Origin of the sequence: Hydrogenophaga sp. (assembly GCF_014773545.1) — a bacterium.
In the GTDB taxonomy this organism is placed as follows: Bacteria; Pseudomonadota; Gammaproteobacteria; order Burkholderiales; family Burkholderiaceae_C; genus Hydrogenophaga.
In genome coordinates this window covers 229,401-255,597 of sequence record NZ_SDDV01000001.1, presented here as the reverse complement: position 1 = coordinate 255,597, position 26,197 = coordinate 229,401, and the positions used below count along the sequence as shown (strand labels likewise).

Here is a 26,197-nt window from a genome sequence, read left to right as displayed (position 1 = left end):
GACTGCGTCCAGGTGCAACATGCGGCGCAGTGCGGGGCTGATCCAGCGCTGGCCCGGCGTCTGCTGGGCTGGCAGGCGCAGCAAACGCTGGCGCGCATGCCGTGCCGACGGCCGGCGCCGGCACTGCCGCAACCCGAACGGCCACCGGGGCAAACCGGTCCGGGCGGCTGCTTATTTGAGTTCGGCGCCGGCCGCACGCGCCGCCAGGAACAAGCCCTCACCGAGGCTGACGCCCAAACGCTCGACCAGGCGCAAGCCGATGTTTTGGCGTTGTGTGTAGTCGACGATCTTCTCAGCCTTGATGACTTCGCGCGCGACGTAGTCGAGGTTGCCCAGTCCGTCGGCCAGTCCGAGTTCGACTGCCTGCTGCCCACTCCAGACCAGGCCACTGAAAGTCTCTGGTCCGACCTGCAAGCGATCACCCCGGCCGGCCTTGACCACTTCGATGAACTGCTGGTGGATTTCGCTCAACAAGGCCTGGATGTAGGCGCGTTGCACCTCGTCCTGCGGGCTGAAGGGGTCGAGCAGCGCTTTGTTTTCACCCGCCAGCATCAGGCGGCGCTCGACGCCCATTTTCTCCATCAGACCGGTAAAGCCAAAGCTGCCCATCATGACGCCGATGCTGCCAATCAAACTGGCCTTGTCGACAAAAATCTTATCGGCGGCGGCCGCCACGTAGTAAGCCGCCGAGGCACACGTCTCCTCCACCACAGCGTAGACCCGTTTCCTGTGCAAGGCCTTGAGGCGGGTGATTTCGTCGTTGATGATGCCAGCCTGCACCGGGCTGCCGCCGGGCGAATCGATCAGCAGCACGATGGCTTGCGCGCCTTCATCTTCAAACGCGGCGTGCAAGGAAGCCACCACATTGGCCGCGCTGGCTTCGGCGCCAGCGACAATTTCACCCCGGATTTCTATCAGCGCGGTGTGTGGCGCGGCGATGGCGGGGCTGACTCGGCCAGCGCTGTACAGCAGCGCAAGCACCGTCAGAACAAGCGCCAGCCAGAGCAGGCGCATGAAAATTTTCCAACGCCGCGCCGTCTGCTGTTCCTTGATGGTGGCAAGCAGAATTTTTTCCAGTGTGGAGCGCTCCCAGTTGCGTTCGGGCTCTGGGCTGGCGGGCAATGCCACTTGGTCGTTGTTCATGGTGCTTGAAATTTAGAGCGCAACGGCTTGAAACGGGTATTGTGCCCGTCAGCACACCCCGGTCGTACTCCGGCAGCATGATTTTTCTCGGACGGCTTGGCCCGGTTGCGCGATAGGTTGGGCAGCACCGGGCTTGTATGCACAGGTCTGTGGGTTACTGGCGCGAGTACCGGGCATAGGCCAGCGTCGAGTGCATTCGGGTGCTGTTGTACCAGAGCAGCCAGGCAATGACTTCGTCCTTGGCGCAGCCCTCAGGCATGGGTGCTGAGCCAATGGTGCAGTTCGCGCACCGAATGCAGCACCTGGAGCGGCCCCAGAGCGGCAAAATCAGCCGGGTCGTGGGCGCCGTAGCTGACACCGACGCTGGCGCAACCGGCGTTGCGGGCCATCGCCAGGTCGTGCGTGGTGTCGCCTATCATCAAAGTGCGTTCGGGTTCGACGCCAAATTCGCGCATCAACTCGTGCAGCATCAGCGGATTGGGCTTTGCGGCGGTCTCATCGGCGGTGCGCGAGCCGTCGAACATGCCTTGCAAGGCCACAGCGCGCAAGGCCAGATCGAGCCCGTGACGGCTTTTTCCGGTCGCAACCACCAGCCGATGCTGCCGCTCTTTAAGATCGGCCAGTAGCGGCACAACACCATCGAACAGGGCCAGATCGTGCTGCTGCGCCAGATAGTGGTGGCGGTAGCGCTCGCCCAACAAGGGAAATCGATCGGGCGCGACATCCGGGGCGGCGTGCGCCAGCGCCTGCATCAGGCCCATGCCGATGACGTAGCTGGCCTGGCTCGGGCTGGGCACCGTGCCACCCACGTCGGCCACCGCAGCCTGAATACAGCGCGCAATCAGCGCGGTAGAGTCGAACAGGGTACCGTCCCAGTCGAAAGCGATCAGATCGAATTGGCGTGCGCGCATAGGCATTTTCTACAGCAAAGTGTGCATCGGCCGCCATTGTGCTGGATATCAGGCTGCCTGCGCGCGACGGCTGCAGCGCGTCTCTTGTCATCGTCTCTTGCCATCGTCTCTTCCCATCGTTTTCGCCTCTGCCAGCCCGTGTTAAGCTGATGGCCGCATCAGACTGGACCGGTTCAACAGCCAAGCCGCTGTTGGCGCTGGCTTTCCCCTGTCGACCCCAAAGGAACCGCCATGAAAACTGCCAGCCCCGAACCCCGGACCAGCACCGGCGGCACAGCGCCACGTCCGGCCTATGCGCGCGCCGGCCGGCTGCTGCTGGCTGCTGCGGGCGCAGCCCTGCTGGCCGCGTGCGCGACCCCGCCACCGCCACCGCCGCCACCTCCTGCGCCGGTTGCGCCGCCCCCCATTCCGGCGGCACCTGCGGCCGTCTTGCCTGCGCCCACCTTGATCTCGAAGGCCACGACAGCCAGAGAGTACCGCCGGGACGGCGCGCGCCACATCTACCAGCACAACCAGGAACGCATCTTTCAGGGCCGCTTGCCACCGCTGGTGAAAGCGGTCGGGGTGTTGCAGATCGACATCGACGCGCGTGGCAACGTGCGCCAGCTCTATTGGATGCGCGCACCCGATCACGTGCCCCATGTGATGCGAGAAATCGAACGCACGGTGCGCGCCGCTGCGCCGTTTCCGGCCCCGGTGCTGATCGGCGGCGTCACCTACACCGACACCTGGCTGTGGGACAAAAGCGGGCGTTTCCAGCTCGATACCCTGACCGAAGGACAGCGCTCGCGCTGAGGCCGCCGCCAGCACCGGCGCTGCAAGGCGGCGCTGCTGCCGCACTCAGGCCAAGACTGCTTTCATGAGACCGATATGACACCTGCCGAACAAGCCCTGCGCGACGCCGCACTGGACTACCACCGCTGGCCGACCCGGGGCAAAATTTCAATCAACCCGACCAAGCCACTGTCGAACCAGCGCGATCTCTCGCTGGCCTACTCGCCCGGGGTGGCTTACCCTTGTCTGGCCATCGAGGCCGACCCGGCGCTGGCGGCCGACTACACCGCGCGCGCCAACCTGGTCGGCGTGGTAACCAACGGCACCGCCGTGCTGGGCCTGGGTGACATCGGGCCGCTGGCGAGCAAGCCGGTGATGGAGGGCAAGGGCTGTTTGTTCAAGAAGTTTGCCGGCATCGACGTATTCGATATCGAAATCAACGAAAAAGACCCAGACAAACTGGTCGAGATCATTGCCGCGCTCGAACCCACGCTGGGCGGCATCAATCTGGAGGACATCAAGGCGCCCGAGTGTTTCTACATCGAGGAAAAGCTGAGCCAGCGCATGGGCATTCCGGTCTTTCACGACGACCAACACGGCACCGCCATCATCTCGGCGGCCGCCTTGCTCAACGGCCTGGAACTGGTCGGCAAGCCCATCGCTGCGGTCAAACTGGCGGTCTCGGGCGCGGGTGCGGCCGCGCTGGCCTGCCTGGACTTGATGGTTGATCTTGGTGTGGCGCGCAGCAACATTGTTGTCTGCGACTCCAAGGGCGTGGTCTACGAGGGCAGACCGGGCGGCTTTGATGCATCGAAAGCGCCTTATGCCCAGCGCACCAGCCGGCGCACGCTGGCCGATGCGGTAGCTGGTGCCGACGTCTTTTTGGGCTGCTCGGCGCCCGGCGTGCTGAGCGCGGAAATGCTCAAGACCATGGCCGAGCGCCCCCTCATATTGGCGCTGGCCAACCCCGAGCCGGAAATCCGCCCGGAATTGGCCAAGGCCGTGCGGCCCGACTGCATCATCGCCACCGGACGCAGCGACTACCCGAACCAGGTCAACAACGTCCTGTGCTTTCCCTACATTTTCCGCGGCGCGCTCGACTGCGGCGCCAGCAAAATCACCGCCGCCATGAAGCTGGCCTGCGTGCGTCAGATTGCCGAACTGGCCAAGAGCGAAACCAGCGACGAAGTGGCCAGCGCCTACGCCGGACAAGACTTGAGTTTCGGCCCGGAATACCTGATTCCCAAACCGTTCGACTCGCGCCTGATTTTGCGCATCGCGCCGGCTGTGGCGCAGGCGGCGGCCGAATCGGGCGTGGCCACGCGCCCGATTGCCGACCTGGACGCCTACCGGCAGAGTCTGGCGCGCTTTGTCTACCAGACCGGCATTCTGATGCAGCCGATCTTTCATGCCGCCAAGGCCGCACCCATGGGCTCCAAGCGCGTGGCCTTTGCCGATGGCGAAGACGAACGCGCGCTGCGCGCGGCGCAAATGGCGATCGATGAACAACTGGCGCAACCCATTTTGATCGGGCGACCGGCGGTGATTGCGGCCCGCATAGAAAAAGCCGGCCTGCGCCTGCGCCTGGGCCTGGATGTGCAAAACGTCAACCCTGAGGACGACCCCCGCTTTCGTCAGTATTGGGAGCAATATCACCGGCTGCTGTGCCGTCAGGGCGCCACACCCGAAGTCGCCAAAGCGGCGGTGCGGCGCTCCAACACCATCATCGGCTCGCTGATGGTCTCGCTGGGCGAGGCCGATGCAATGATCTGCGGCCTGGTCGGCAGCTACATGACGCACCTGGAGCGCATTGACAGCATCCTGGGCAAGCAACCCGGGGTCAGCAACTACGCCGCCCTCAACGCCATCATGACCAGCCAGGGCACACTGTTCATTGCCGACACCTACGTCAACGAAGACCCGAACGCCGAACAGTTGGCCGAAATCGCCTCGATGGCGGCGCAGCAGGTGCAGCGTTTTGGCCTGTCGCCCAAAGTGGCGTTTTTGTCGCACTCCAGCTTCGGCTCGTCCAAGCGCGCGTCGGCGCTCAAAATGCGGGCGGCGCGCGATTTGTTCCGCGCCCAGCACCCCGAGATCGAGTGCGACGGTGAACTGCACGGCGACGCCGCGCTGCAAGAGGAGATTCGGCTCAGCTACCTGAGCGAAAGCACCCTGTCGGGCGCGGCCAATTTACTGATCTGCCCCAACCTGGACGCGGCCAACATTCTCTACAACGTGCTCAAGACCACCACCAGCGGCGGCGTCACAGTCGGGCCGATGCTGCTGGGTGCAGCCGCCCGCGCCTACATCCTGACCCCGGCGGCCACGGTGCGCCGGGTGCTCAACATGACCGCGCTGGCGGCCGCTGGGCAGTAGTCACTCCCACCGGCTGGTGAAAACGCCAAGGGGATCGAAAAAAAACACGCGCGCGCTCAGCGCAATTGAATCGAACCCGAAACCGTCACCGTCACCAAGCTCTGGCCGGCCTGCACCGGCAACGCTGCTTCTTCTGCCACGGCGGCCTGCGCCTGCATGGCCAGCAGGCGCGGCTGCACCGCAGGCACGTCCTGGCCGGCGCTGCTGATCGAGACTTCTTGCAGCGTGAAGCGTTCAAAGCCAAAGGCACGCGCCACCTCGGTCGCACGGCGCTGGAAGCGCTCGATCGCCAGCGCCTGCACCTGGGCTTCGATTTTGTGCTGCGCCCGCGGCGACAAGCTAAAAACCACCTGACTGACCGTCAGGGTTTCGATCTGGCCTGCCGTCTGGCTGATGCGCAAGAAATCGCGTCCTTCGAGCACCAACTCCACCGTGCCTTGCCAACCGGCAATGCGGCCCCTGCCACCGTAGCGCGGGTACAGGCTGAAGCGGCCGCTGTGCACATTGAGTTGTTGCGGCTGTGCAGCCGCGCGCGCGACGCCCAGCGCGGCGTCCAACGCCCGTTTGAGTTGCTGCTGTAGCAGCACCGCGTCCGGCCCTTCTTTGGTGCTGCTCAAGCTGATGCTCAACCAGTCCTGCGGCACCTGCATCAAACCGCTGGCGCTCAAGTGCACCACGTTGACCGAAGCGGTCGGCATGACAGACGGCTGGGCCCAGACACCTGTAGCCACCAGCGACGACAGCGCCAGCAGCGCCACCGAATAGCGCGCCGCACGCGACCACATGAACAAGGCTGTCGTCCGGCTCATGGCTTGTCGTGCCCCACTTGCTGGCGGGAATGATGGCGCAACTGTTCACGCAGGTTGTGCAACTCGGCGGGACTGAGCCGGTGCGGCTGGCGGGGCTCTTGCACTTCGTTGGGCGCCTGGCGCAGCAGATCGCGCAGCGAGAGCAGTTCGCGCGACCGCTCGGTCTCGTCGGCCATCGCAATCGGCAACACCTTGACCAAGCCCAGATCGGCCTGCGCCTGAGCGCTCTGCGCAGCCGCCAACGACGGCCCCAGCATCAGCAACAAAACCCCGCCCGACCAGTACGCGTTCATCATGCTCTCCCTTGCATCGGGCTAATTGTGTGCGCAGCCCGAGGATCCACGAGGACGGCGCAGGAAACATCCGTAACAGCCTGTCAAGATGACGAAAATGCTGCCCTGTCAAGCAGTTGAAGGCGCCACAATGGCCACTGTTACATCTACCCGGAGTTGTTCCCATGCCACAAACCGATGCCCGCCCGAACAAAATTTTGGTGCTGGACGACGACGTCCGAATCCGCGACCTGCTGCGCCGCTACTTGGTGCAAGAAGGCTTCGAAATCATCCTGGCCGAAGACGGCAAGGCGCTCAACCGGGTGCTGCAGCGCGATGCGGTCGATCTGATCGTGCTCGATCTGATGATGCCTGGCGAGGACGGTCTGTCGATCTGCCGCCGCCTGCGCGCCAACGGCGACCGCACACCCATCATCATGCTGACCGCCAAAAGTGAGGACGTGGACCGCATCGTTGGCCTGGAAGTCGGTGCCGACGACTACCTGGGCAAGCCCTTCAACCCACGCGAATTGCTGGCCCGCATTCATGCCGTGCTGCGCCGTCGTCCACCGATCGAGGTGCCCGGTGCACCCTCACAGGATCAGGAGCTGGTGAAATTCGGCCCGTTCGAATTCGACCTGGGTCTGCGCACGCTGCGCAAAGACGGCGTCGACCTGTCTTTGACCACCGGTGAATTTGCCATGCTCAAGGCGCTGGTGCGGCACCCACGCCAGCCGCTGTCGCGCGAGAAGCTGGCGCAATTGGCGCGCGGGCGCGAGTTCGAACCCTTCGACCGCAGCCTGGACGTGCAAGTCTCACGGCTGCGCAAGCTGATCGAGGAAGACGCCGCCTCGCCGCGTTACCTGCAAACCGTCTGGGGCGTGGGCTACGTGTTTGTCCCCGACGGCAAGAATTGATGAACAAAGACTCGCGCGTCCTGCTTGATACCCATCCCGCTGTGCTGGAGACGGCGCCGGCGCCGCTGGCGCTGCGCCCGGGGCGCGGCGTCAGCCTGTTTTGGCGCACGTTTTTGCTGCTGTCGATGCTGCTGCTGGCCAGCACCGTGGCCTGGCTACAAACCTTTCGCGCCCTTGAATTCGAGCCGCGTGCGCTGCTCAGCGCGCAGCAACTCGCCACCTTGGTCAACCTCAGCCGCGCCGCCTTGGTGCATTCGGATTCGATTGCCCGCGTGTCGTTGCTGAAAACCCTGGCCGATGAAGAACGGGTGCGAATCGCACCGCGCGAGCCCGATGACAGCTACCAGCTCTACGACGCCGACGCCTTCAGCCGCAGCATCAGCGAGAAGCTCCATGCCCGGCTCGGGCCCGACACGGTGGTGGCACGCACAGTCAACGACATCCCCGGCCTGTGGGTCGGCTTTAGCATCGACGGTGACTCCTACTGGCTGCAGACCGACCCTTCGCGCATCGGGCCGGTGGGCGGCGCCACCTGGCTGATCTGGCTGGGCACTGCGGTGTTGTTTTCGCTCGCCGGTGCAGCGCTGATTGCCGGCCTGATCAACCGGCCATTGAAAAAACTCTCGCTCGCCACCGCGCGCGTGCGCGAGGGTGATTTTCAGTCCAGCCAACTCAACGAGTCCGTGGCGACGAGCGAAATCCGGGAAGTCAACGTCGGCTTCAACCGCATGGCGCAAAGCCTGAGCAAGATCGAGCAAGACCGCGCGCTCATGCTGGCGGGCATTTCGCACGATTTGCGCACGCCGCTCTCACGTCTGCGGCTAGAGACCGAAATGAGCGTGGCCGACCCGCAGGCGCGCGAGCACATGGTGGCCGACATCGCGCAGGTCAACGCCATCATCGACAAGTTTCTCGACTACGCGCGGCCCGACCACTTCGAGCCACAGTGCGTCAACCTGAACCAAGTGATAGACGCGGCGCTGGCCCCACTCGGCAACGACCCGACCCTTCAAGTCAGCACCAGCATTCCGGCGTCCACCCGGGTGGCTGGCGACGCGGTGGAACTGCAGCGCGTTTTCGCCAATCTGCTGGAAAACGCCCAGCGCTACGGCAAGAATCCGATAAGCGGCATCGCCCAGGTCGAAATTGCCGCCCAGACCAAGGACAACTGGGTGCTGATCAAGCTGCGCGACCACGGCCAGGGCGTCAGTCCCGACCTGCTGGAGCGGTTGACGCAGCCCTTTTTTCGCGGCAACGCCGCGCGCACCGAAGCCTCTGGCACCGGCCTGGGGCTGGCCATCGTCGAGCGCGCCGTTGCCCGCATGGGCGGGCGTTTTGCGCTGGCCAACAGCAGCACCGGCGGGCTGGCAGCCCACATCAAACTGCGCAAGTCGAGCTGAGAGCGGCGGCGGCTGGAGCTCCAAGCAACAACACCACCGCCTGCGCCTCGATGGCCAGGCCCTGCCCGAGCGGCCCGAGCCGCTCGGCGGTTTTGGCTTTGACGTTGACCTGATCGAGCCGCAAGCCCAGGCTGCGCGCGAGGTTCTCGCACATGGCGCCGATGTGGCCCGCCAGCCGGGGCGCCTGGGCGATTACGGTGCTGTCTACGTTGCCGATCTCCCAGCCCGCGGCGCGCACGCGCCGCGCCGCCTCGACCAGCAAGAGGCTGGAATCGGCGGCGCGAAAACGGACATCGGTATCAGGAAAATGGCGGCCGATATCGCCGAGCGCAGCCGCCCCGAGCAAGGCGTCGGTGACGGCGTGCAGCAACACATCGGCGTCGGAATGACCGAGCAAGCCAAGCCGGTGCGGTATGCGCACGCCGCCGATGATCAGCGCACGCCCCGGCACCAGGGCATGCACGTCCCAGCCCTGTCCGATGCGAAGGCGCGGCAAGCTCAATGCACTGGCACTCATGAACGGCTCCTCAGAATGGCCTCGGCCAGGGCAAAGTCATCCGGGTAGGTGACTTTGAAGTTTTGCGCGCTGCCCACGACCAGGCGCGGGCGCAGGCCGAGCCGCTCGATCGCGCTGGCCTCGTCGGTGATGCCGGCAAAGCCGCTGTCCGTCTGCGCCGCCAAGGCAGCGTGCAGCACGCCCAGGCGAAACATCTGCGGCGTCTGCGCCAGCCACTTGTCGGCACGCTCGAGCGTGCTGGCGACGCGGCCGTCACGCTCGAGCTTGAGGGTGTCGGGCAAGGGCAGCGCCAGCAAACCGCCGACCGGGTCGCTCCAGCAGGCGTCGAGCAAGGCGTTGATTTGATCCGGCCGCACCAGGCAGCGTGCAGCGTCGTGCACCAACACCCAGTCACTCGCTGGCACGCCCCATTCCAGCAAAGTGCGCAAGCCCTTGCAAACGCTCTCGGCCCGACTGGCACCGCCGCAGTGCGCCAGCAGCGCACCGGGCGGCGCGACGCTGAAAAAAACGTCCCCCGGCGCCAGCACCAGCAGGTGTTTGTCTATGCGTGGCACAGCCAAAAAAGCCGCCAGCGTGTGCAGCACCAGCGGCACACCAGCCAGCGGCTGATACTGTTTGGCCAGCGCCGTTCCCGCGCGCAAGCCGCTGCCCGCGCAGGGCAGCAACACGTGGCAGCGGGGCGTGGCAGGCAGGGCGATGGCAGCGGACGAATCGGTCATGGTTGCGCCGCATTTTAGAATCGAGCGCTCGCACCCTCGGCGCCAGCCGGGGCGTGTGCCCGGCTGGCGCTGCGTCAGTCGCCCCACCAAGCTTTGCATGCAACTCCCCAAACTCGCTCCCGGCAAACGCTTTAGCCTGACGCGCCCCTGTGGCTCGGCCGACGCCTTGCTGCTGGCGCAACTGGCTGCGCGCGAATGCGCCGCAGGACGGCGCACCGCCATCGTCTGCGCCGACGCCAGCGACGCCCAACGCCTGCTCGACGAGCTGGCCTTTTTTGCCCCCGAACTGCGCTGCGCGCTGTTTCCCGACTGGGAGACCCTGCCCTACGACAGTTTTTCGCCGCACCAAGACCTGATTTCCGAGCGACTGGCCGCGCTCTGGCGTATCCAGCAACACGAGAACGACGGCGGCGCCGACGTGGTGCTGCTGGCGGCCACCACCGCGCTGTACCGGCTGGCTCCGCCGGCGTTTCTGGCCGGCTACACCTTTGCCTTCCGAGTCAAGCAAAAACTCAACGAAGCCAAACTGAAGGCGCAGCTCAGCTTGGCGGGCTACCAGCACGTCACGCAGGTCGTCAGCCCGGGCGAATACGCAGTGCGCGGCGGCCTGATCGACCTGTTTCCGATGGGCAGCCCGCTGCCGTACCGGGTCGATTTGTTCGATGACGAAATCGACAGCATCCGCAGCTTTGACCCCGACAGCCAGCGCAGCCTGCAAGCGGTGCCCGAGCTGCGGCTGCTGCCGGGGCGCGAATTTCCGCTGGACGAAGCCGCACGCGCCAAATTTCGCAGCCGCTGGCGCGAACTGCTCGACGGCGACCCGACCAAGAGCCGCATGTACAAAGACATAGGCCAAGGCGTGGCAACGGCCGGTATCGAGTATTACCTGCCGCTGTTTTTCGACGCCACCGCCACCGTGTTCGACTACCTGGGCAGCGCCGCCACCGTGGTGCTACACGGCGATATAGAATCCGCCTTCCAACGCTTTTGGCAGGACACCCAGGAGCGCTACCGCCTGCTGCGCAGCGACCCGCAACGACCGGTGCTGCCGCCGCAAAGCCTGTTTCTCAGCGCCGAGCAGTTCTACACCTGCGCCAACGCGCACGCGCAACTCGCCCTCAAGACGGCTCTCCCTGAGCCTGTCGCAGCCCTCGCCAGCCCTTCGACAAGCTCAGGGCGAACGGATGGAGGCCGAACCGACTGGGCTGAATTTGGCTCCCTGCCCGACCTGGCGGTGCAGCGCGCCGGCGCCGAACCGCTGGCGCGCCTGCAAGAGCACATGCGCCAGGGCGCGCGGCGCGTGCTGCTGCTGGCCGAGAGCGAGGGCCGGCGCGAGAGCCTGCTGGACTTTTTGCGCGCCAGCGGCCTGAACCCACCCAGCTTTGCCTCCCTGGCCCAATTCCAGACCAGCACGCAGTCCACTGGCATTGCCTGCGCCGCGCTTGGCGCCGGATTTTCCTGGCTCGAACAAGGCATTGACTTCGTCACCGAGACCGAGCTGTTTGCCAGCGCAACCAGCGTGCGGCGGCGTAAAAAGCAAGAGCAGGCCAGCGACCTCGAAGCGCTGATCAAAGACCTGAGCGAACTCAAGCTGGGCGACCCGGTGGTACACAGCGCGCACGGCATTGGACGCTACCGCGGCCTGGTCAACCTGGAGATGGGCGACAAAAACGCCGACGGCTCACCCGCGCTGATGGAGTTTTTGCACCTGGAGTACGCCGACTTGGCGGTGTTGTACGTGCCGGTGAGCCAGTTGCAACTGATTGGCCGCTACAGCGGCGTCAGCGCCGACGAAGCGCCGCTGCACCGACTGGGCAGCGGCCAGTGGGAAAAAGCCAAGCGCAAGGCGGCCGAACAGGTGCGCGACGCCGCCGCCGAGTTGCTCAACATCTACGCCCGGCGCGCCGCGCGCAGCGGCCACGCGTTTCGCTTTTCCGCGCCGGACTACGAGCTGTTTGCGAACGACTTCGGCTTCGAGGAAACCGCCGACCAGCACGCCGCCATCCAAGCCGTGCTACAGGACATGGTCAGCCCGCGCCCCATGGACCGGCTGATCTGCGGCGACGTGGGTTTTGGCAAGACCGAAGTGGCACTGCGCGCCGCTTTCGTCGCCGTCACCGGTGGACGGCAGGTGGCATTCTTGGCCCCCACCACGCTGCTGGCCGAACAGCATTTCCAGACCCTGAACGACCGGCTGGCCAAGTGGCCGATCAAAGTGGCCGAGATGAGCCGCTTTCGCTCGCCCAAAGAGATCAGGGCCGCGCTCTTGGGCCTGGCCGATGGTTCGATCGACATCGTCGTCGGCACGCACAAACTGCTGAGCGAGAAAACCAAGTTCAAAGACCTGGGCCTGCTCATCATCGACGAGGAGCACCGCTTTGGCGTGCGCCACAAAGAGGCGATGAAGGCGCTGCGCGCCGAGGTTGACGTGCTCACACTGACCGCAACGCCGATTCCGCGCACACTGGGCATGGCGCTCGAAGGTCTGCGCGACCTCAGCGTCATCGCCACCGCGCCGCAGCGTCGGCTGGCGATCAAGACCTTTGTGCGCAACGAGGGCAGCGGCGTGATTCGAGAAGCGGTGTTGCGCGAATTGAAACGTGGCGGACAAGTCTATTTTCTGCACAACGAGGTAGAGACGATCGAGAACCGGCGCCAGCAACTCGAACAACTGTTGCCCGAGGCCCGCATTGCCATCGCGCACGGCCAACTGCCCGAGCGCGAACTCGAGCGCGTGATGCGCGACTTTGTGGCGCAGCGCCACAACCTGCTGCTGTGCTCGACCATCATCGAGACCGGCATCGACGTGCCCAGCGCCAACACCATCGTCATCAGCCGGGCCGACAAGTTTGGCCTGGCACAACTGCACCAGTTGCGCGGGCGCGTCGGTCGCAGCCACCACCAAGCCTACGCCTACCTGATGGTGCCCGACACCCAGGGCCTGAGCAAACAGGCGGCGCAGCGGCTCGATGCGATCCAGCAAATGGAAGAACTCGGCAGCGGTTTTTATCTGGCCATGCACGATCTGGAGATTCGCGGCGCGGGTGAGGTGCTGGGCGAGAACCAAAGCGGCAACATGCTCGAAGTCGGCTTCCAGCTCTACAACGACATGCTGGGCGAGGCGGTGCGTGCGCTCAAGGCCGGGCGCGAGCCCGACCTGCTCGCGCCCCTGAGCGCCAGCGCCGACATCAACCTGCACGCCCCCGCATTGCTGCCAAGTGACTACTGCGGCGACGTGCACCTGCGGCTGTCGTTCTACAAAAAACTCGCCAGCGCCAAGAACGCCCAGCAAATCGACGCGCTGCTGGAAGAGATCGTCGACCGCTTTGGCAAGCTGCCGGTGCAGGCGCAAACGCTGATCGACGTGCACCGGCTGCGCGTCTTGAGCACACCCTACGGCGTGCTCAAGATAGACGCCACGCCGCAGGTGACGCACATCACCTTCAAACCCGACGCGCCGCTGGCGCCACTGCGCGTGGTCGAGCTGCTGCAAAAAAACCGCCACATCAAACTGGTCGGCAACGAAAAGCTGCGCATCGAACGCGCCCTGGCGCAAGCGCGCGAACGCGCCCAGGGGGTGCGCGAGGTGCTGCGCGCGCTCGGGCCGCCACAAGCCTGATGCCAGGCCGAAATTTCGGCAATCCCGGATAATCAGCGGCCATGAGCATCACCTACAAAGACCAAGCCGGCATCAGCGGCATGCGCCAGGCCGGTCGCCTGGCTGCACAAGTGCTGGACTACCTGATGCCACACGTGCAGCCGGGCGTCAGCACCAACGCGCTCGACCGCCTCGCGCACGACTACATCGTCCAGGTTCAAGACGCCATTCCGGCGCCGCTGAATTACGCGCCGTCCGGCAACAACCCCTACCCCAAGAGCATCTGCACCTCGATCAACCAGCAGGTCTGCCACGGCATTCCGAACGACAAGGCGCTGAAAAAAGGCGATATCGTCAACATCGACATCACCGTCATCAAGGACGGCTGGCACGGTGACACCAGCCGCATGTTTTTGGTCGGCGGCGAGAGCGCCTGCTCGATTGCTGCCCGCCGCCTGTGCCAAATCACCTATGAAGCGATGTGGAAAGGCATTTTGCTGGTGCGTCCCGGCCTGCACCTGGGCGACATCGGTCACGCAATCCAGTCCTTCGCCGAAGCGCAGGGCTATTCGGTGGTGCGGGAATTCTGTGGCCACGGCATCGGCCAGAAGTTCCACGAAGAGCCGCAGGTCTTGCATTACGGCCGCCCCGGCACGCTGGACGAACTCAAACCCGGCATGACCTTCACCATCGAGCCCATGATCAACGCCGGGCGGCGCGACATCAAGGAACTGAGCGACGGCTGGACCATCGTCACCAAAGACCGGTCGCTGTCGGCGCAGTGGGAGCACACGGTGCTGGTGACCGAGTCGGGCTATGAGGTGCTGACGCTCTCGGCCGGCAGCCCGGCCGCGCCGGCCTTCGTGCCCGCAGCAGCCGCCACGGCTGGGTTGCCGCTTGGCGATTCGGCTGCGGCCCCTAGCGGGGCGCGGCCTGCCTCGCCCCCTGAGCCGGCCTGGCGATGCCCGACGCTGGCCTGATGGACCCGCCGGTTGACCTGGCGCCGCTGCGGCGTTCGCACCAGGAGCGCAAAGCGGCGCTGCTGCAACAGCTCAGCCGCCCCAGCAGCAGCAGCCGGGGCTTGCGCAGCGTGCTGCACAAACTCTCGCAATTGTGCGACCAGAGCTTGCGCACGCTCTGGCAACAGGCCGGGTTTGCGCCTGACTGCGCCCTGATCGCGGTCGGCGGCTATGGTCGGGGCGAACTGTTTCCGCACTCCGACGTCGACTTGCTGCTGCTGCTGCCCGAGGACAGTCAACCCGAACGCGACGCCGAACTGAAAGCCCGCATCGAGCGCTTCATCGGCGGCTGCTGGGACATCGGCCTGGAGATCGGATCGAGCGTGCGCAGCCGCAGCGAGTGCCAAGCCGAGGCCACACGCGACGTCACGGTACAGACCGCCTTGCTCGAATGCCGGCTGATCTGCGGCAGTCAGCAGTCCTTCGACGCACTGGTGGCCGATCTCAAGCAGGCCATGGACCCGCGCGCATTTTTCGTTGCCAAGACCTTGGAGCAGCGCCAGCGGCACCAGAAATTTGAAAGCACGCCTTACGCGCTGGAGCCCAATTGCAAGGAGTCGCCCGGCGGTCTGCGCGACCTGCAGGTGATTTTGTGGGTGGCCAAGGCAGCCGGCCTCGGGCAAACGTGGGACGAGTTGGTCACCCGGGGACTGGCCACGCCGCTGGAAGCGCGCCAGATCAAGACCAACGAAGCGCTGCTGGGTCTGATTCGCGCCCGACTGCACCTGCTGGCGCAGCGGCGTGAAGACCGGCTGGTCTTCGATTTGCAACATGCGCTGGCCGAATCGTTTGGCCTGCTCAACACAGCGTCGAGCGGCGCCACACCCCCAGCGACGCCAGCTCGACAGCCACTCAAGCGCGCCAGCGAAGTGCTGATGAAGCGCTACTACTGGGCCGCCAAGGCGGTGACGCAGTTGAACCAGATTTTGCTGCTCAACATCGAGGAGCGGCTGGCGGGACAACCCGAGCAGGCGCGGCAAATGCGCGCACTGAATCCGCGCTTTCTGGACAACAACGGCCTGCTCGAAGTCGCCAGCGACGACCTGTACCAGCAGCAAGCGCACGCGATCCTGGAGACTTTTCACCTCTACCAGACCAGCGCCGGCATCAAGGGGCTGTCAGCGCGCACGCTGCGCGCGCTCTACCATGCGCGCACGCTGATGAACGCGCGCTTTCGCGCCGACCCGGTCAACCGCGCTTGCTTGCTGCGCATTCTGCAACACCCCGAAGGCATCACCCGCGTGCTGCGGCTGATGAACCAGACCTCGGTGCTTGGACGCACCCTGTGGGCGTTTCGCCACACGGTCGGTCAGATGCAGCATGACCTGTTTCACGTCTACACGGTCGATCAGCACATCCTGATGGTGTTGCGCAATATGCGCCGTTTCTTCATCGCCGAGCACGCGCACGAATACCCGTTCTGCTCGCAACTGGCGGCCGGCTGGGACAAACCCTGGGTTCTCTACATCGCCGCCCTGTTCCACGACATCGCCAAAGGGCGCGGTGGCGACCACTCCGAGCTCGGGGCGCGCTACGTGCGCCACTTTTGCCGCCAACACGGCATCGCCCGCGCCGACGCGCAACTGATCGAATTTCTGGTGGCGCAGCACCTGAGCATGAGCCGCGTCGCACAAAAGCAAGACCTCAGCGACCCGGACGTGATCCAAGCCTTTGCCAAGCACGTCGGCAACGAGCGCAATCTCACCGCGCTCTACCTGCTGACGGTGGCCGACATCCGCGGCACCAGCCCGAAAGTCTGGAACGCCTGGAAAGGCAAGCTGCTGGAAAACCTGTACCACGGCACGCTGCGCACGCTGGGTGGGCGCGCGCCCGACCCGGACACCGAGATCGAGGCGCGCAAGCGCGAAGCGCTGACGCTGCTGGCGCTGCACGCCCTGCCGCACCAGGCGCACAAGGCCCTGTGGGATACGCTGGACCTGAGCTACTTCATGCGCCACCAGGCGGACGAAATTGCCTGGCACACCCGGGTCTTGACGCGCCAGTTGGCGCACCAAGCCCGGCCCAGCCCATCAGTGCCCAGCGCCGACGCAGCGGCCGGACTCAAGCCCAGCATCGTGCGCGCCCGCCTGTGGCCCGAGGGCGAGGGCCTGCAGGTGCTGGTGTACGCCAGCGACCAGAGCGACCTGTTCGCTCGCATCTGCGGCTACTTTGACAACGCCGGATTTGGCATCCAGGACGCGCGCATCCACACCACGCTGGACGGCCAGGCACTCGATACCTTTCAGGTCATCGCGCCCACCCTGGCCGAACACTACCGGGAGCTGATTGCGATGGTCGAGAGCCAGTTGGCTCGAACCATAGACCAACGCGGCCCACTGCCAGAACCCGGCAAGAGCCGGCTGTCGCGCCGCGTCAAGAGCTTTCCGATTGCACCACGGGTGGACTTGCAACCAGACGAAAAAGCCCAGCGCTGGTTGCTCAGCGTCTCGGCCAGCGACCGCACCGGCTTGCTCTACGGCATGGCGCGCGTGCTGGCGCGCCACAGCGTCAGCGTCGAGCTGGCCAAAGTGAGCACGCTGGGCGAACGGGTCGAAGACACCTTTTTGATCAGCGGCGCGCCGCTGCAGGTCAACAAGCGCCAGATTGAAATAGAGACCGAATTGCTGGCCGTGCTGGCCGCTTGAACGCAAACACCTCAAGGCGCCAGCTCTGGCGTGGGCACCGGGTCGGGCGCCGCCTTGGGTGCGAGCAAACGACCAAAGACACGTTTGAGCCACAGAGAAAAATCGTCGACGATGGTGTAGAGCGCCGGTATCACCAGCAGACTCAGCAGCGTCGAGGTGATCAGGCCGCCGATCACCGCCACCGCCATCGGCGAGCGGAAGCTGGCATCAGCCGCACCCCAGCCGACCGCAATCGGCAGCATGCCCGCGCCCATGGCAATGCTGGTCATGATGATGGGGCGCGCGCGCTTGTGGCAGGCATCCAGGATGGCTTGCAGCCGTTCCATGCCGTGCCGACGCTGCGCCTCGATGGCGTAATCGACCAGCAGAATCGAGTTCTTGGTCGCAATGCCCATCAACATCACCAGGCCAATCAGTGAAGGCATGGAAAAGCTCTTGTTGGTCAGCAACAAGGCGACGAACGCACCGCCGAGCGACAGCGGCAGCGCGGCCAGAATCGTCACCGGATGCAAAAAGGTTTTGAACAACAGCACCAGCACGACGTAAATGCACAGCACGCCAGTCAGCATGGCCAGCGCAAAGCTGGCGAACAATTCGGCCTGCACCTCGGCGTCGCCCACCTCCAGCACCTGCACGCCCGGCGGCAGATTGCGGATGCTGGGCAGCGCATCGACGGCGGTCTTCATGTCGCCCAGCGCAATGCCGGCCAGCTCGACTTCGAAGTTGATGTTGCGCGAGCGGTTGAAGCGGCTGATGACGGCCGGGCCGCCACCGTAGCTCAGCGTAGCGACCTGGGTCAGCAGCACCGGGCCGCGTGCGCCCGGCACGCTCAGGCGTTCGAGCACGCCCAGGTCTTGCCGCGCCGCCGGGTCGAGCTTGACAACAATTGGAATTTGCCTCTGCGGCAGGTTCATCTTGGCCAGCGCGGCGTCAAAATCGCCCACGGTGGCGATGCGCAAGGTCTCGGCAATGGCGCTGCTGGTCACGCCCCGTTCGGCTGCGCGCGCCAGATCGGGGGTGACGATGATTTCGGTGCGCACCAGCGCGGCGCTGGACTGCACGGCGGCGACGCCGGCGATGCCGCGCAGCTCGCGCTCGATTTGCGTCGCCGCACTGTGCAAGGCCAGCGGGTCGGCACCGCTGAGGGTGAGAATGTAGCGCTCCCCGGTGCCGCCCAGGCCGACCCGGCTGCGCACACCGGGCAACTCAATCATGGCCAGGCGCAACTGGTTTTCGATCACCTGCTTGCGCGGTCGCAGCTCGCGCGGGTCAAGCTGAATCGTCAGCGCCGCCTTGCGCGACTCGGCCGCCCCCGGCGGCGCAAACGGATCGGTGCCCGCCGCGCCCGAACCTATGGTGGTGTAGATCGAGCGCACGTGCGGCACGGCTGCCACCAGCAGTCGCGCGCGTTCGGCGGCCTGCACCGTTTGCGCCAGCGTCGCCCCCGGCGGCAGCTCGATGAAAATCTGCGTTTGCGAGTTGTCATCAGGTGGAATAAAACCCTGCGGCAGCAGCGGAATGAGCATGACCGAAGCAATGAAAAATGCCCCGGCGCTGATCATGGTGACCCAGCGGTGCCGGATGCACCAGGCGGCCCAGAGCTGGTAGCTGTCTAGCCACCGGGGCTCTTGCTGCGGGTTCAGCCAGAGCCAGACGCGCTCGCGCAGCACGCTTTTGCGCGCCCAGAGCGGGCGCGCAGCGGTTTGCACGAACGGCCGCAGCATATAGGCCGCCATCATGGGCGTGAGCGCGCGCGCCACCACCAGCGAGGCAAACACCGCCAGCGCAGCGGTCCAGCCGAATTGCTGGAAAAACTTGCCTGGTATGCCCGGCATGAAGGCGGTGGGCAGAAACACCGCAATCAAGGTGAAGGTGGTGGCAATGACCGCCAGCCCGATTTCGTCTGCCGCCTCCATCGCCGCGCGGTACGGCGTCTTGCCCATTCGCATGTGGCGCACGATGTTTTCCACCTCGACGATGGCGTCGTCGACCAGCACCCCAATCACCAGCGACATGGCCAGCATGGTCACCACGTTGATGCTAAAGCCCAGGTAATGCATGCCAATGAAGGCCGCAATGGCCGACAGCGGCAGCGCGATCGCCGCCACCACGGTGGCGCGCCAGTCGCGCAGAAACAGCCAGATCACCAACACCGCCAGCAGCGCCCCTTCGTAGAACAGCAGCATGGATCCGTCGAACTCTTCCTGCACCGGGGTGACGAAGTCGAACGACTCGGTGATGTGCAGGTCGGGCCGGTCGAGCTGCAATTGGCTCAGCTTGGCGCGCACGCCGGCGCCCACTTCCACTTCGCTGGCGCCGCGACTGCGCACCACCTCGAAGCCCACCACCGGCTGGCCGTTGAGAAACGCCGCCGCCGTCGGCTCGGCCACCGTGTCGACGACCCGGGCGATCTGATCGAGCCGGATGTTGCGCCCATCGGGCAGCGCCAGCTCGAGCCCGGCCAGCTCCTGCGCCGACTGCAGGCTGGCGACGGTGCGCAGCGGCTGCTGGCTGCCGCCCAGGTCGGCGCGACCACCCGCACGCTCGATTTGCACCCGCGCCAACTGGCGTGAAATGTCGGCTGCCGTGACGCCCAGCGCCTGCAACTTGAGCGGATCGAGCTGCACCTGCACCTGGCGCTCGACGCCACCGACGCGGTTGATCGCGCCGACGCCGCGTACCGTCATCAGCAAGCGCTCGATGTCATTGTCGATAAACCAAGACAGCGCCTCGGCATCCAGGGTGTCGGACGCGACGGCGTAGGCCAGCACCGGCATGCCGGCCAGATCGACCTTGTTGATGATCGGCTCTTGCAGATCGCTGGGCAGGTCGCCGCGCACTTTGGCCACCGCCGAACGCACGTCGTCCAGCGCTTCCTGGCTGTCTCGTTCCAGCCGGAATTCGGCCGTGATAGAAACCACGCCGTCTTGCACCTGGGTGTAGATATTGCGGATGCCTTGCAGCGCAGCCATGCTGTTTTCGAGCACGCGCGCGACGTCGTTTTCGAGCTGATTGGGCGACGCCCCTGGCAAGGTGGCCACCACGGTGATGTTGGGCACATCCAGATCGGGGAAGTTCTGCACCTTCATCTGCTGGAACGAGTACAGCCCGGCCAGCATGAGCAAGAAGAACAGCATCGCAGCCGCAATCGGGTTGCGGATCGACCAGGCGGAAACGTTCATCATTCGGTGGTCCTCACTGCGCCACCACCCGAACCCGGTCGGACGGGTTCAGAAAACCGGCCCCGCGCACCGCCACCGTCTCGTCGGGCTGCAAACCCGCCAGCAATTCAATCTGCTCGCCGACGCGCCGGCCCGTCTGCACCTTGCGCTGGCTGACCTGGTTTTGCGCGTCGAGCACGAACACATGGCTGTGGCCGTCGCGCAGCACGACGGCTTCGCTGGGCACCGTCAGCGCCTGGCTCTGACCGATCTCAAACCAGCCGCGTGCAAAGGTGCCGGCCTTGAGCTGGGCATGCCGGGGCAAGTCGACGAAGACCAGAATGTTGCGCGTTTGCGGGTCGGCTGCAGGGGCGATGGCGCGCACCGATCCACTGATCTCGAGCCCGGTCGGCAAGGTCAGCAAGACCTGCTGGCCCAGGCGGATGCGGGCCATTTCAGCCGCAGTGAGCTCGGCGCGCCACTCCATGCGGCTTTGACGCAGCAAACGAAACAGCTCCTGCCCGCTGCCGACCACTGCGCCCACGCTGGCGCTGCGCGCCGCAATCACGCCGCCGTCCGGCGCCCGCACCTGGGTTTGCGTCAGCCGCAGCTCGGCCGTGCTCAAAGCAGCCTGCGCCAGTTCACGCTGCGCGTGGGCCAGCTTTTCCTGCAGAAAAAACTGCGCCTCCTGGGAGTCCGACAAGGCCCCGCTGTCCTGGATCGAGCGCGCGCGCGCCGCGTCGGCCTGGGCGTTTTCGTACTGGGCCTGGGCCTGCAACAGCCGGGCACGGTGTTGCAAGACCTCCGCGCGCAAGGTCTCACTGGCCAATGTGGCCAACACCTGGCCTTTTTGCACCACGTCGCCCACGTTGGCCTTGACCGCCGTCAGTTGCAAACCCCCGACCTCGGCGCCCACGCTGGCTTCTTGCCAGGCGCTGATGTTGCCGTTGGCCTGCAAGCGAATCGGCAGCAAGACGCTGTGCGGCCGGGCAACCGTCACCGTCAGGGCCACCGGGACTTGGGCTGGCGCGTCTGCGCTGACCTGCACCTGCGCACTCGGCCGTTGAACGATCAGCCAGAGCAGCAACAGCAGCAGCGCGGCCAGCGCGCCGACCACCCAGAGCCAGCGCTTGCGCGGGGGTTTGTGTGCAGCTTCGAGGTTCATGAGGTCGGGGCGATGGGACTTTCCGAAGGATCGAAACCGCCACCCAGGGCGACGTAGAGATCGATCCAGGCGTTGATGCGTTCTTGTTGCAGCGCCAGCACGCTGCTGTGGGCACTCAGTTGCAGGCGGCGCGCCTGCTCCAGCTCAGCCAGGTTGGCCAGGCCAGCGCGCCAGCGCGCTTGGGCCGCGTGCAGCGCTTCGTTGTAAGCCGCCAGCGCACGGGCGTTGGCGGCGCCGCGCTCACGCAAACTGGCCAGCGCCAGCAAAGACTGTTCCACCTCAGCCACCGCCTGACGCAGCGTGGCTGCATACGTCAGCGCCGCCGCCTGGTACTGAGCCTGCGCGCTGTCGGTGCCGGCGTGCAACGCCTCGCGCCCGATCAAGGGCAGGCTCAGCGACAAAGGGCCAATGGCCCAGGTGTTAAAGCTCTGCTCCAATCCTGCGCTCGAGCGGTGATTGCGCAGCAGTTGGCCGGAAAATGACAGATTTGGCTTCAAAAGCGCGCGCGCCACGCCGACGGCGGCCCCGGCGGCCAGCAGCTCGTGCTGCGCTCGGTAGACGTCGGGACGTTGGCGAATCACATCGGCTGGCACCGCTTGCACCGCCAGCAAGTGCTCCAGGCGGTCTGACGCCAGCAGCTCTTGCAGCTCGGGAGCGGTCTGGAGTTGGCGGCGCAACTGCGGCTCGGGCACGCCGGTGAGTGCGACCAAGGATTTGATCTGACGCTCGCACTGCTCGGCCTGCTGCGCCCAGCGCACCGCGCTGTGCGCGCTGGCCGCGCGCTCGAGCGCGCTGGTCGCTGCCGAGCTCAGACCGGCGCGCGCGCTCAGGTCGCTGCTGCGCTCGGTCAGCGCGCGCGAATCGCGCTCGTGCGCGGCCAGCGCCAATTGCTCGCGGCACATGCGCTGGGCAAAATACAGTTGCGCCAGTTCGGCCGCCACCAGCACCCGGGCCTGGTGCCAGTTGGCGTGGGCAGCTTCTTGCTGGGCCGCAGCGCGCTCGCGCTGGGCCTGCTTGCCGCCCCAGAGGTCGATGACCCACGACACCTGCAAGCCCGCACCCACCAAGCTGGCAGCCGGCTGCCTGGCTTCATTCTGTGCGCGGCTCAGCCCGAGCGCCAGCGCCGCCTGCGGGCCGGTCTGCACCTGCACGCCCAGGCGCTGGGTGCGGGCCGCAAAGACCTGCGCCCGCGCGGCCGCCACGCTGGGGCTTTGTGCCTGCGCGCGCGCCAGCCAGTCAGACAGCACCGGGTCATCGATGTGGCTCCACCAGGCAGCCAGTTGCGCCGTGCTGCCCTGGTGCGGCAGCGGCGGTGCGTACCAGGCGGCAGGCACATCCGGCGGTGCAAGAGCCGGTGGCGGGGTCACGCTGCAAGCGCCCAACAGGGCAAGCCCAGCCAGCGCAGCGATCAATCGCTTCATAGAAAGCAGCATTTCGCTGGGATGTAATGACCGGCTGATTCTAAGAGCTTCTCGGACTTTGCTTGTCGAGTGCGTTTACAAAGAGCCCTTGGCAGCCGACGCCAACACCCCCGGCACCCGGTTGACGCAGCGCAACGAATACATCCATGACGCTGGCTGCGATCCGATGAAGGTTCAACGGGCGCACAGAACAGGCCCGCCCGGGCGCAACCCTGCGATGGATCCGGCCCGGCGAAGTCTCAACCGTTCGCCCTGAGCCGGTCGAAGGGCTTGAACAGGCTCGGCCCGAACGGACTTCAAGACTGCACCGGGTCGAACCCATAGAGCGTGCCAGCCATCGATCAGCTCCTGGCGAGCAGCCAAAAGTCAGTGCGGCGGAGCAAAATATGGCAGACCCGGGCGCACCGGCTGCTACAGTCATCCGACGAGCGCAAAAACCCACCCTCCGACCCCACTCCAAGTCATGAACCCAGGCCAACACACCCGCACCGAAACGCCGCCAGCCCAGGGCGCACCGTCCAGCGACTGGTCCGCAACACCTGCTGCCACGCGCTGGCACTTCGCCGTGGTCGGCGCGGGCATGGCCGGCGTGGCTTGCGCCCGCACCTTGGTTCAAGCAGGCCACCGCGTCACGTTGCTGGAGAAAAGCGCTGGTTTTGGTGGCCGCATGGCCACCCGCCAGACCGAATTTGGGGGCTTTGATCATGGCGCCCAGTACTTCACCGCGCGCGACGAGCGTTTCAAGCAGGCATTGCAAAGCGCACAAGAGCTGGTGCGCCCCTGGAGCGCCAGCTCGGTGCGCGTGCTCGACGAACACGGCCGCGTGCATGCCAGCGCCCCACCCCCCACCGAGCCCCATTACGTGGCCAAACCCGGCATGAACGCGCTGGTGACCTACTGGGCGCAGCCGCTGCTCGAGCCCGAACTGAACGGCAATCTTGCGGCCAAAACCCGCTTGCAAACCCGAGTCACCCACATCGAACGCGACCCAGGCCACGCGGCGCAGTGGCAGTTGCGCAGCGAAGACGCACAGGGCGGCCAAGCGCTGCTGAGCGGTTTTGACCGTGTGCTGCTGGCGCTGCCGCACATTCAGGCGAATGATCTGTTGCTGGCCTCGGGCCTGGCGCCCGCGCTGCGCCAGCGCCTGACAGCGGTGCAGGTGGCGCCTTGCTGGACGCTGCTACTGGCTTACCCCAACGCCATGCAGCCCGGTCTGCCGCACCTGGGGCCACACTGGAACGCCGCACGCAGCACGCACCACCGCATCTCTTGGCTGGCACGCGAAAACAGCAAACCCGGCCGCGAGTCGACCGAACGCTGGACCGTACAGGCCAACCCCGCCTGGTCGGCCGAACACCTGGAAGACGACGCCGAACGCGTCAAAGCCAAGCTGCAAAAAGCCTTTGCCGAAGTCACCGGCATGCACGCCAACCCGGGCTACGCGCAGGTACACCGCTGGCGCTTTGCACAAACTCAGTTGCCACTGGGCCAACCCTTTTTGTTCGACTCGGAGCTCGGTCTGGGTTTGTGCGGCGACTGGTGTCTGGGCCACCGGGTCGAAGACGCCTTCATCTCCGGCCACGAACTCGCGCGGGCGCAGGGCTGAGAAACGGCAGGCTAGGCAGCCATGACCCAGGCCGGCTACCGCGGCCGCTTCGCCCCCTCGCCCACCGGTGCGCTGCACGCCGGCTCGCTGCTGGCGGCGCTGGCGAGCTGGCTCGACGCGCGCGCCCAGGGCGGCATCTGGCTGGTACGCATTGAAGACATCGACCATCCGCGCTGCGTACCCGGTGTCGACCGTTTGATAGTGCAACAGCTCGCCGCCTGCGGCCTGCACAGCGATGAGCCGGTGTGTTGGCAGTCGCAACGCAACGCGCACTACCGGTGCGCCTTGCAACAACTGGTGGCCAGCGGCCAGGCCTACCCCTGCGGCTGTTCGCGCCAACAGATTGAGGCCGCGCAGCCCGCTCGGGGCGCGCCGCGCGCGCGCCACCAAGCGGCCGTCTACCCGGGCACCTGCCGGCCAGAAAACGCAGGCCTGCGCGGCAAACCGGCACGCGCCTGGCGCTTGCAGGTGGATCCGGCCACGGCCATGGTGGCGTGGACCGACCGCCGCCTCGGGCCACAGACGCAAAACGTCGCCGCTGAAGTGGGCGACTTTGTGCTCCAGCGCGCCGACGGCCTGTGGGCCTACCAACTGGCGGTGGTGGTTGACGACGCCGCACAAGGCATCACGCACGTGGTGCGCGGGCAAGACCTGGCCGACAACACCCCGCGCCAGTTGCTGCTGCAACAAGCCCTCGGCCTGCCTAGGCCGCGCTACCTGCACACGCCGCTGGTGCTGGGCGCCAACGGCGAAAAACTCAGCAAACAAAACGGCGCGCAGGCGCTGGACCTGTCCGACCCGCTGGCCGCGCTCAACCAAGCCGCGCAGCGCCTGGGCCTGCCTGCGGTCAGCGGCACACTGGTGCAGGCGCAGGCGGTCTGGGTCCAAGCCTGGCGCCGCCGACTGGAATGCGCACAAACGCCACCCGCAGCGCAGCAGCAGCCCTAAAATCCAGCACCTCGTCTGCCACCCTGCCATGACCCCGCACACCCCAGCCCCCTGCCCTGCCAACGACCCGTGCGCCCCAGCCGTTGTGGCGCAACTGCCGCACCGGCGGCTGGTCAAGTCTTACGTGCTGCGCGCCGGGCGCACCACGCAGGCGCAGGCGCGCGCCTACTTGGCCTACGGCGCGCGCTTTTTGCTCGACTACGCACCCGGTGGTTTTGACGCCACGGCGGCGTTTGGTCGCAGCGCACCGCTGGTGCTGGAGATTGGTTTTGGCATGGGTGCGGCCACCGCGCACATTGCCGCCCAACGCCCGCAAGACAATTTTCTGTGCTGCGAGGTGCACGAACCCGGCGTCGGCGCGCTGCTCAAACTGGCGGGCGAACAGGGGCTGGAGAACATTCGCATCCTGCGGCACGACGCGGTCGAGGTGCTCGAACACATGCTGGACGACCGCAGCCTGGACGGTGTGCATATTTTCTTCCCCGACCCCTGGCACAAAACCAAACACCACAAGCGCCGCCTGATTCAAGCGCCCTGGGTCAAGCGGCTGGCCGCGCGCCTCAAACCTGGCGGCTACCTGCACCTGGCGACCGACTGGCAGCCTTATGCGCAGCACATGCTCGACGTGCTGCAGGCCCAAGAGCTGCTGTACAACACGGCCGCGCCCGCTGGCGACGGCTATGTGCCCAAACCGGCCTACCGGCCCTTGACCAAGTTTGAGAACCGCGGACTCAAACTCGGCCACGGCGTCTGGGACTTGGTGTTTCGGCGCCACTGAGAGGCTGAGCAGCCCCCG

At 65.8% G+C, this 26,197-nt stretch carries 19 protein-coding genes; 10 read left to right on the top strand and 9 right to left on the bottom strand.

Annotated elements, in window-relative coordinates:
* Positions 1 to 171 precede the first annotated feature (171 nt).
* The gene (locus EST26_RS01205; protein ID WP_291064694.1) at positions 172 to 1,143 is read right to left on the bottom strand and encodes a S49 family peptidase; all 972 of its coding nucleotides are present in this window, start codon (positions 1,141 to 1,143) and stop codon (positions 172 to 174) included.
* A gap of 251 nt (positions 1,144 to 1,394) precedes the next feature.
* The gene (locus EST26_RS01200; RefSeq protein WP_291064692.1) at positions 1,395 to 2,060 is read right to left on the bottom strand and encodes an HAD-IA family hydrolase; all 666 of its coding nucleotides are present in this window, start codon (positions 2,058 to 2,060) and stop codon (positions 1,395 to 1,397) included.
* A 225-nt stretch (positions 2,061 to 2,285) separates the two neighbouring features.
* Here EST26_RS01200 and EST26_RS01195 point away from each other — a divergent pair, with 225 nt between their 5' ends.
* Together EST26_RS01195 and EST26_RS01190 are read left to right on the top strand one after the other, a co-directional pair.
* Positions 2,286 to 2,849: a hypothetical protein gene (locus tag EST26_RS01195; protein WP_291064690.1), complete on the top strand. Its 564-nt coding sequence runs from the start codon at positions 2,286 to 2,288 to the stop codon at positions 2,847 to 2,849.
* Positions 2,850 to 2,924: 75 nt separating this feature from the next.
* Positions 2,925 to 5,204: an NADP-dependent malic enzyme gene (locus EST26_RS01190; protein WP_291064688.1), complete on the top strand. Its 2,280-nt coding sequence runs from the start codon at positions 2,925 to 2,927 to the stop codon at positions 5,202 to 5,204.
* Between the two features lie 56 nt (positions 5,205 to 5,260).
* Here the strand turns inward: EST26_RS01190 and EST26_RS01185 are convergent, their stop codons facing one another.
* Positions 5,261 to 6,013, bottom strand: a complete 753-nt coding sequence (locus EST26_RS01185) for an SIMPL domain-containing protein (RefSeq protein ID WP_291064686.1) — start codon at positions 6,011 to 6,013, stop codon at positions 5,261 to 5,263.
* On the bottom strand, positions 6,010 to 6,306 hold the full coding sequence (locus EST26_RS01180) for a hypothetical protein (RefSeq protein WP_291064684.1): 297 nt from the start codon (positions 6,304 to 6,306) through the stop codon (positions 6,010 to 6,012). Before EST26_RS01180 ends, EST26_RS01185 begins: the two co-directional genes overlap by 4 nt.
* Before the next feature lie 164 nt (positions 6,307 to 6,470).
* On the opposite strand from EST26_RS01180, the gene ompR reads away from it, so the two are divergent.
* A complete protein-coding gene (ompR, locus tag EST26_RS01175; RefSeq protein ID WP_291064682.1) occupies positions 6,471 to 7,202 on the top strand; it encodes a two-component system response regulator OmpR in 732 nt (243 codons plus the stop codon).
* The gene (locus tag EST26_RS01170) at positions 7,202 to 8,602 is read left to right on the top strand and encodes a sensor histidine kinase (protein WP_291064680.1); all 1,401 of its coding nucleotides are present in this window, start codon (positions 7,202 to 7,204) and stop codon (positions 8,600 to 8,602) included. The genes ompR and EST26_RS01170 overlap by 1 nt, the downstream gene beginning before the upstream one ends.
* Here EST26_RS01170 and ispF read toward each other — a convergent pair.
* Entirely contained in the window at positions 8,580 to 9,119 is a 540-nt protein-coding gene (gene ispF, locus EST26_RS01165) for a 2-C-methyl-D-erythritol 2,4-cyclodiphosphate synthase (protein ID WP_291064678.1), read from the bottom strand. The genes EST26_RS01170 and ispF overlap by 23 nt on opposite strands.
* Complete coding sequence (gene ispD, locus EST26_RS01160) at positions 9,116 to 9,838, bottom strand: 2-C-methyl-D-erythritol 4-phosphate cytidylyltransferase (protein WP_291064676.1); 723 nt, start codon at positions 9,836 to 9,838, stop codon at positions 9,116 to 9,118. Before ispD ends, ispF begins: the two co-directional genes overlap by 4 nt.
* A 97-nt stretch (positions 9,839 to 9,935) precedes the next feature.
* Here ispD and mfd point away from each other — a divergent pair, with 97 nt between their 5' ends.
* The 3 genes from mfd to EST26_RS01145 are packed head-to-tail and all read left to right on the top strand — an operon-like array spanning position 9,936 to position 17,100.
* Positions 9,936 to 13,457 (top strand): transcription-repair coupling factor, encoded by a 3,522-nt coding sequence (gene mfd, locus EST26_RS01155; protein WP_291064675.1) that lies wholly within the window; start codon positions 9,936 to 9,938, stop codon positions 13,455 to 13,457.
* Between the two features lie 41 nt (positions 13,458 to 13,498).
* Positions 13,499 to 14,416 carry a type I methionyl aminopeptidase gene (gene map / locus EST26_RS01150; RefSeq protein ID WP_291064673.1) on the top strand — a complete coding sequence of 306 codons (918 nt, stop codon included), beginning with the start codon at positions 13,499 to 13,501 and terminating at the stop codon, positions 14,414 to 14,416.
* Positions 14,416 to 17,100: a [protein-PII] uridylyltransferase gene (locus tag EST26_RS01145; protein ID WP_291064671.1), complete on the top strand. Its 2,685-nt coding sequence runs from the start codon at positions 14,416 to 14,418 to the stop codon at positions 17,098 to 17,100. Before map ends, EST26_RS01145 begins: the two co-directional genes overlap by 1 nt.
* 11 nt (positions 17,101 to 17,111) lie before the next feature.
* Here the strand turns inward: EST26_RS01145 and EST26_RS01140 are convergent, their stop codons facing one another.
* From EST26_RS01140 to EST26_RS01130, 3 genes are read right to left on the bottom strand one after another with little or no spacing between them, the layout of a single operon-like run.
* Positions 17,112 to 20,282: an efflux RND transporter permease subunit gene (locus tag EST26_RS01140; RefSeq protein ID WP_291064821.1), complete on the bottom strand. Its 3,171-nt coding sequence runs from the start codon at positions 20,280 to 20,282 to the stop codon at positions 17,112 to 17,114.
* Between the two features lie 13 nt (positions 20,283 to 20,295).
* Positions 20,296 to 21,426 carry an efflux RND transporter periplasmic adaptor subunit gene (locus tag EST26_RS01135; protein WP_291064669.1) on the bottom strand — a complete coding sequence of 377 codons (1,131 nt, stop codon included), beginning with the start codon at positions 21,424 to 21,426 and terminating at the stop codon, positions 20,296 to 20,298.
* The gene (locus EST26_RS01130; protein WP_291064667.1) at positions 21,423 to 22,847 is read right to left on the bottom strand and encodes an efflux transporter outer membrane subunit; all 1,425 of its coding nucleotides are present in this window, start codon (positions 22,845 to 22,847) and stop codon (positions 21,423 to 21,425) included. The genes EST26_RS01135 and EST26_RS01130 overlap by 4 nt, the downstream gene beginning before the upstream one ends.
* Positions 22,848 to 23,310: 463 nt before the next feature.
* Here EST26_RS01130 and EST26_RS01125 point away from each other — a divergent pair, with 463 nt between their 5' ends.
* Genes EST26_RS01125 through trmB form a run of 3 tightly spaced genes read left to right on the top strand, consistent with a single transcriptional unit; the run spans position 23,311 to position 26,179 of the window.
* The gene (locus tag EST26_RS01125) at positions 23,311 to 24,453 is read left to right on the top strand and encodes an FAD-dependent oxidoreductase (protein WP_291064665.1); all 1,143 of its coding nucleotides are present in this window, start codon (positions 23,311 to 23,313) and stop codon (positions 24,451 to 24,453) included.
* Positions 24,454 to 24,474: 21 nt separating this feature from the next.
* Positions 24,475 to 25,401, top strand: a complete 927-nt coding sequence (gene gluQRS, locus EST26_RS01120; protein WP_291064663.1) for a tRNA glutamyl-Q(34) synthetase GluQRS — start codon at positions 24,475 to 24,477, stop codon at positions 25,399 to 25,401.
* 28 nt (positions 25,402 to 25,429) lie between these two features.
* On the top strand, positions 25,430 to 26,179 hold the full coding sequence (gene trmB, locus EST26_RS01115; RefSeq protein ID WP_291064661.1) for a tRNA (guanosine(46)-N7)-methyltransferase TrmB: 750 nt from the start codon (positions 25,430 to 25,432) through the stop codon (positions 26,177 to 26,179).
* Positions 26,180 to 26,197 lie beyond the last annotated feature (18 nt).

Excerpts from the sequence above, each read along its gene's own strand:
- EST26_RS01205 (WP_291064694.1), bottom strand. The coding sequence starts at position 1,143 with ATGAACAACGACCAAGTGGCATTGCCCGCCAGCCCAGAGCCCGAACGC.
- EST26_RS01200 (WP_291064692.1), bottom strand. The coding sequence starts at position 2,060 with ATGCCTATGCGCGCACGCCAATTCGATCTGATCGCTTTCGACTGGGAC.
- EST26_RS01195 (WP_291064690.1), top strand. The coding sequence starts at position 2,286 with ATGAAAACTGCCAGCCCCGAACCCCGGACCAGCACCGGCGGCACAGCG.
- EST26_RS01190 (WP_291064688.1), top strand. The coding sequence starts at position 2,925 with ATGACACCTGCCGAACAAGCCCTGCGCGACGCCGCACTGGACTACCAC.
- EST26_RS01185 (WP_291064686.1), bottom strand. The coding sequence starts at position 6,013 with ATGAGCCGGACGACAGCCTTGTTCATGTGGTCGCGTGCGGCGCGCTAT.
- EST26_RS01180 (WP_291064684.1), bottom strand. The coding sequence starts at position 6,306 with ATGAACGCGTACTGGTCGGGCGGGGTTTTGTTGCTGATGCTGGGGCCG.
- ompR (WP_291064682.1), top strand. The coding sequence starts at position 6,471 with ATGCCACAAACCGATGCCCGCCCGAACAAAATTTTGGTGCTGGACGAC.
- EST26_RS01170 (WP_291064680.1), top strand. The coding sequence starts at position 7,202 with ATGAACAAAGACTCGCGCGTCCTGCTTGATACCCATCCCGCTGTGCTG.
- ispF (WP_291064678.1), bottom strand. The coding sequence starts at position 9,119 with ATGAGTGCCAGTGCATTGAGCTTGCCGCGCCTTCGCATCGGACAGGGC.
- ispD (WP_291064676.1), bottom strand. The coding sequence starts at position 9,838 with ATGACCGATTCGTCCGCTGCCATCGCCCTGCCTGCCACGCCCCGCTGC.
- mfd (WP_291064675.1), top strand. The coding sequence starts at position 9,936 with ATGCAACTCCCCAAACTCGCTCCCGGCAAACGCTTTAGCCTGACGCGC.
- map (WP_291064673.1), top strand. The coding sequence starts at position 13,499 with ATGAGCATCACCTACAAAGACCAAGCCGGCATCAGCGGCATGCGCCAG.
- EST26_RS01145 (WP_291064671.1), top strand. The coding sequence starts at position 14,416 with ATGGACCCGCCGGTTGACCTGGCGCCGCTGCGGCGTTCGCACCAGGAG.
- EST26_RS01140 (WP_291064821.1), bottom strand. The coding sequence starts at position 20,282 with ATGAACGTTTCCGCCTGGTCGATCCGCAACCCGATTGCGGCTGCGATG.
- EST26_RS01135 (WP_291064669.1), bottom strand. The coding sequence starts at position 21,426 with ATGAACCTCGAAGCTGCACACAAACCCCCGCGCAAGCGCTGGCTCTGG.
- EST26_RS01130 (WP_291064667.1), bottom strand. The coding sequence starts at position 22,847 with ATGAAGCGATTGATCGCTGCGCTGGCTGGGCTTGCCCTGTTGGGCGCT.
- EST26_RS01125 (WP_291064665.1), top strand. The coding sequence starts at position 23,311 with ATGAACCCAGGCCAACACACCCGCACCGAAACGCCGCCAGCCCAGGGC.
- gluQRS (WP_291064663.1), top strand. The coding sequence starts at position 24,475 with ATGACCCAGGCCGGCTACCGCGGCCGCTTCGCCCCCTCGCCCACCGGT.
- trmB (WP_291064661.1), top strand. The coding sequence starts at position 25,430 with ATGACCCCGCACACCCCAGCCCCCTGCCCTGCCAACGACCCGTGCGCC.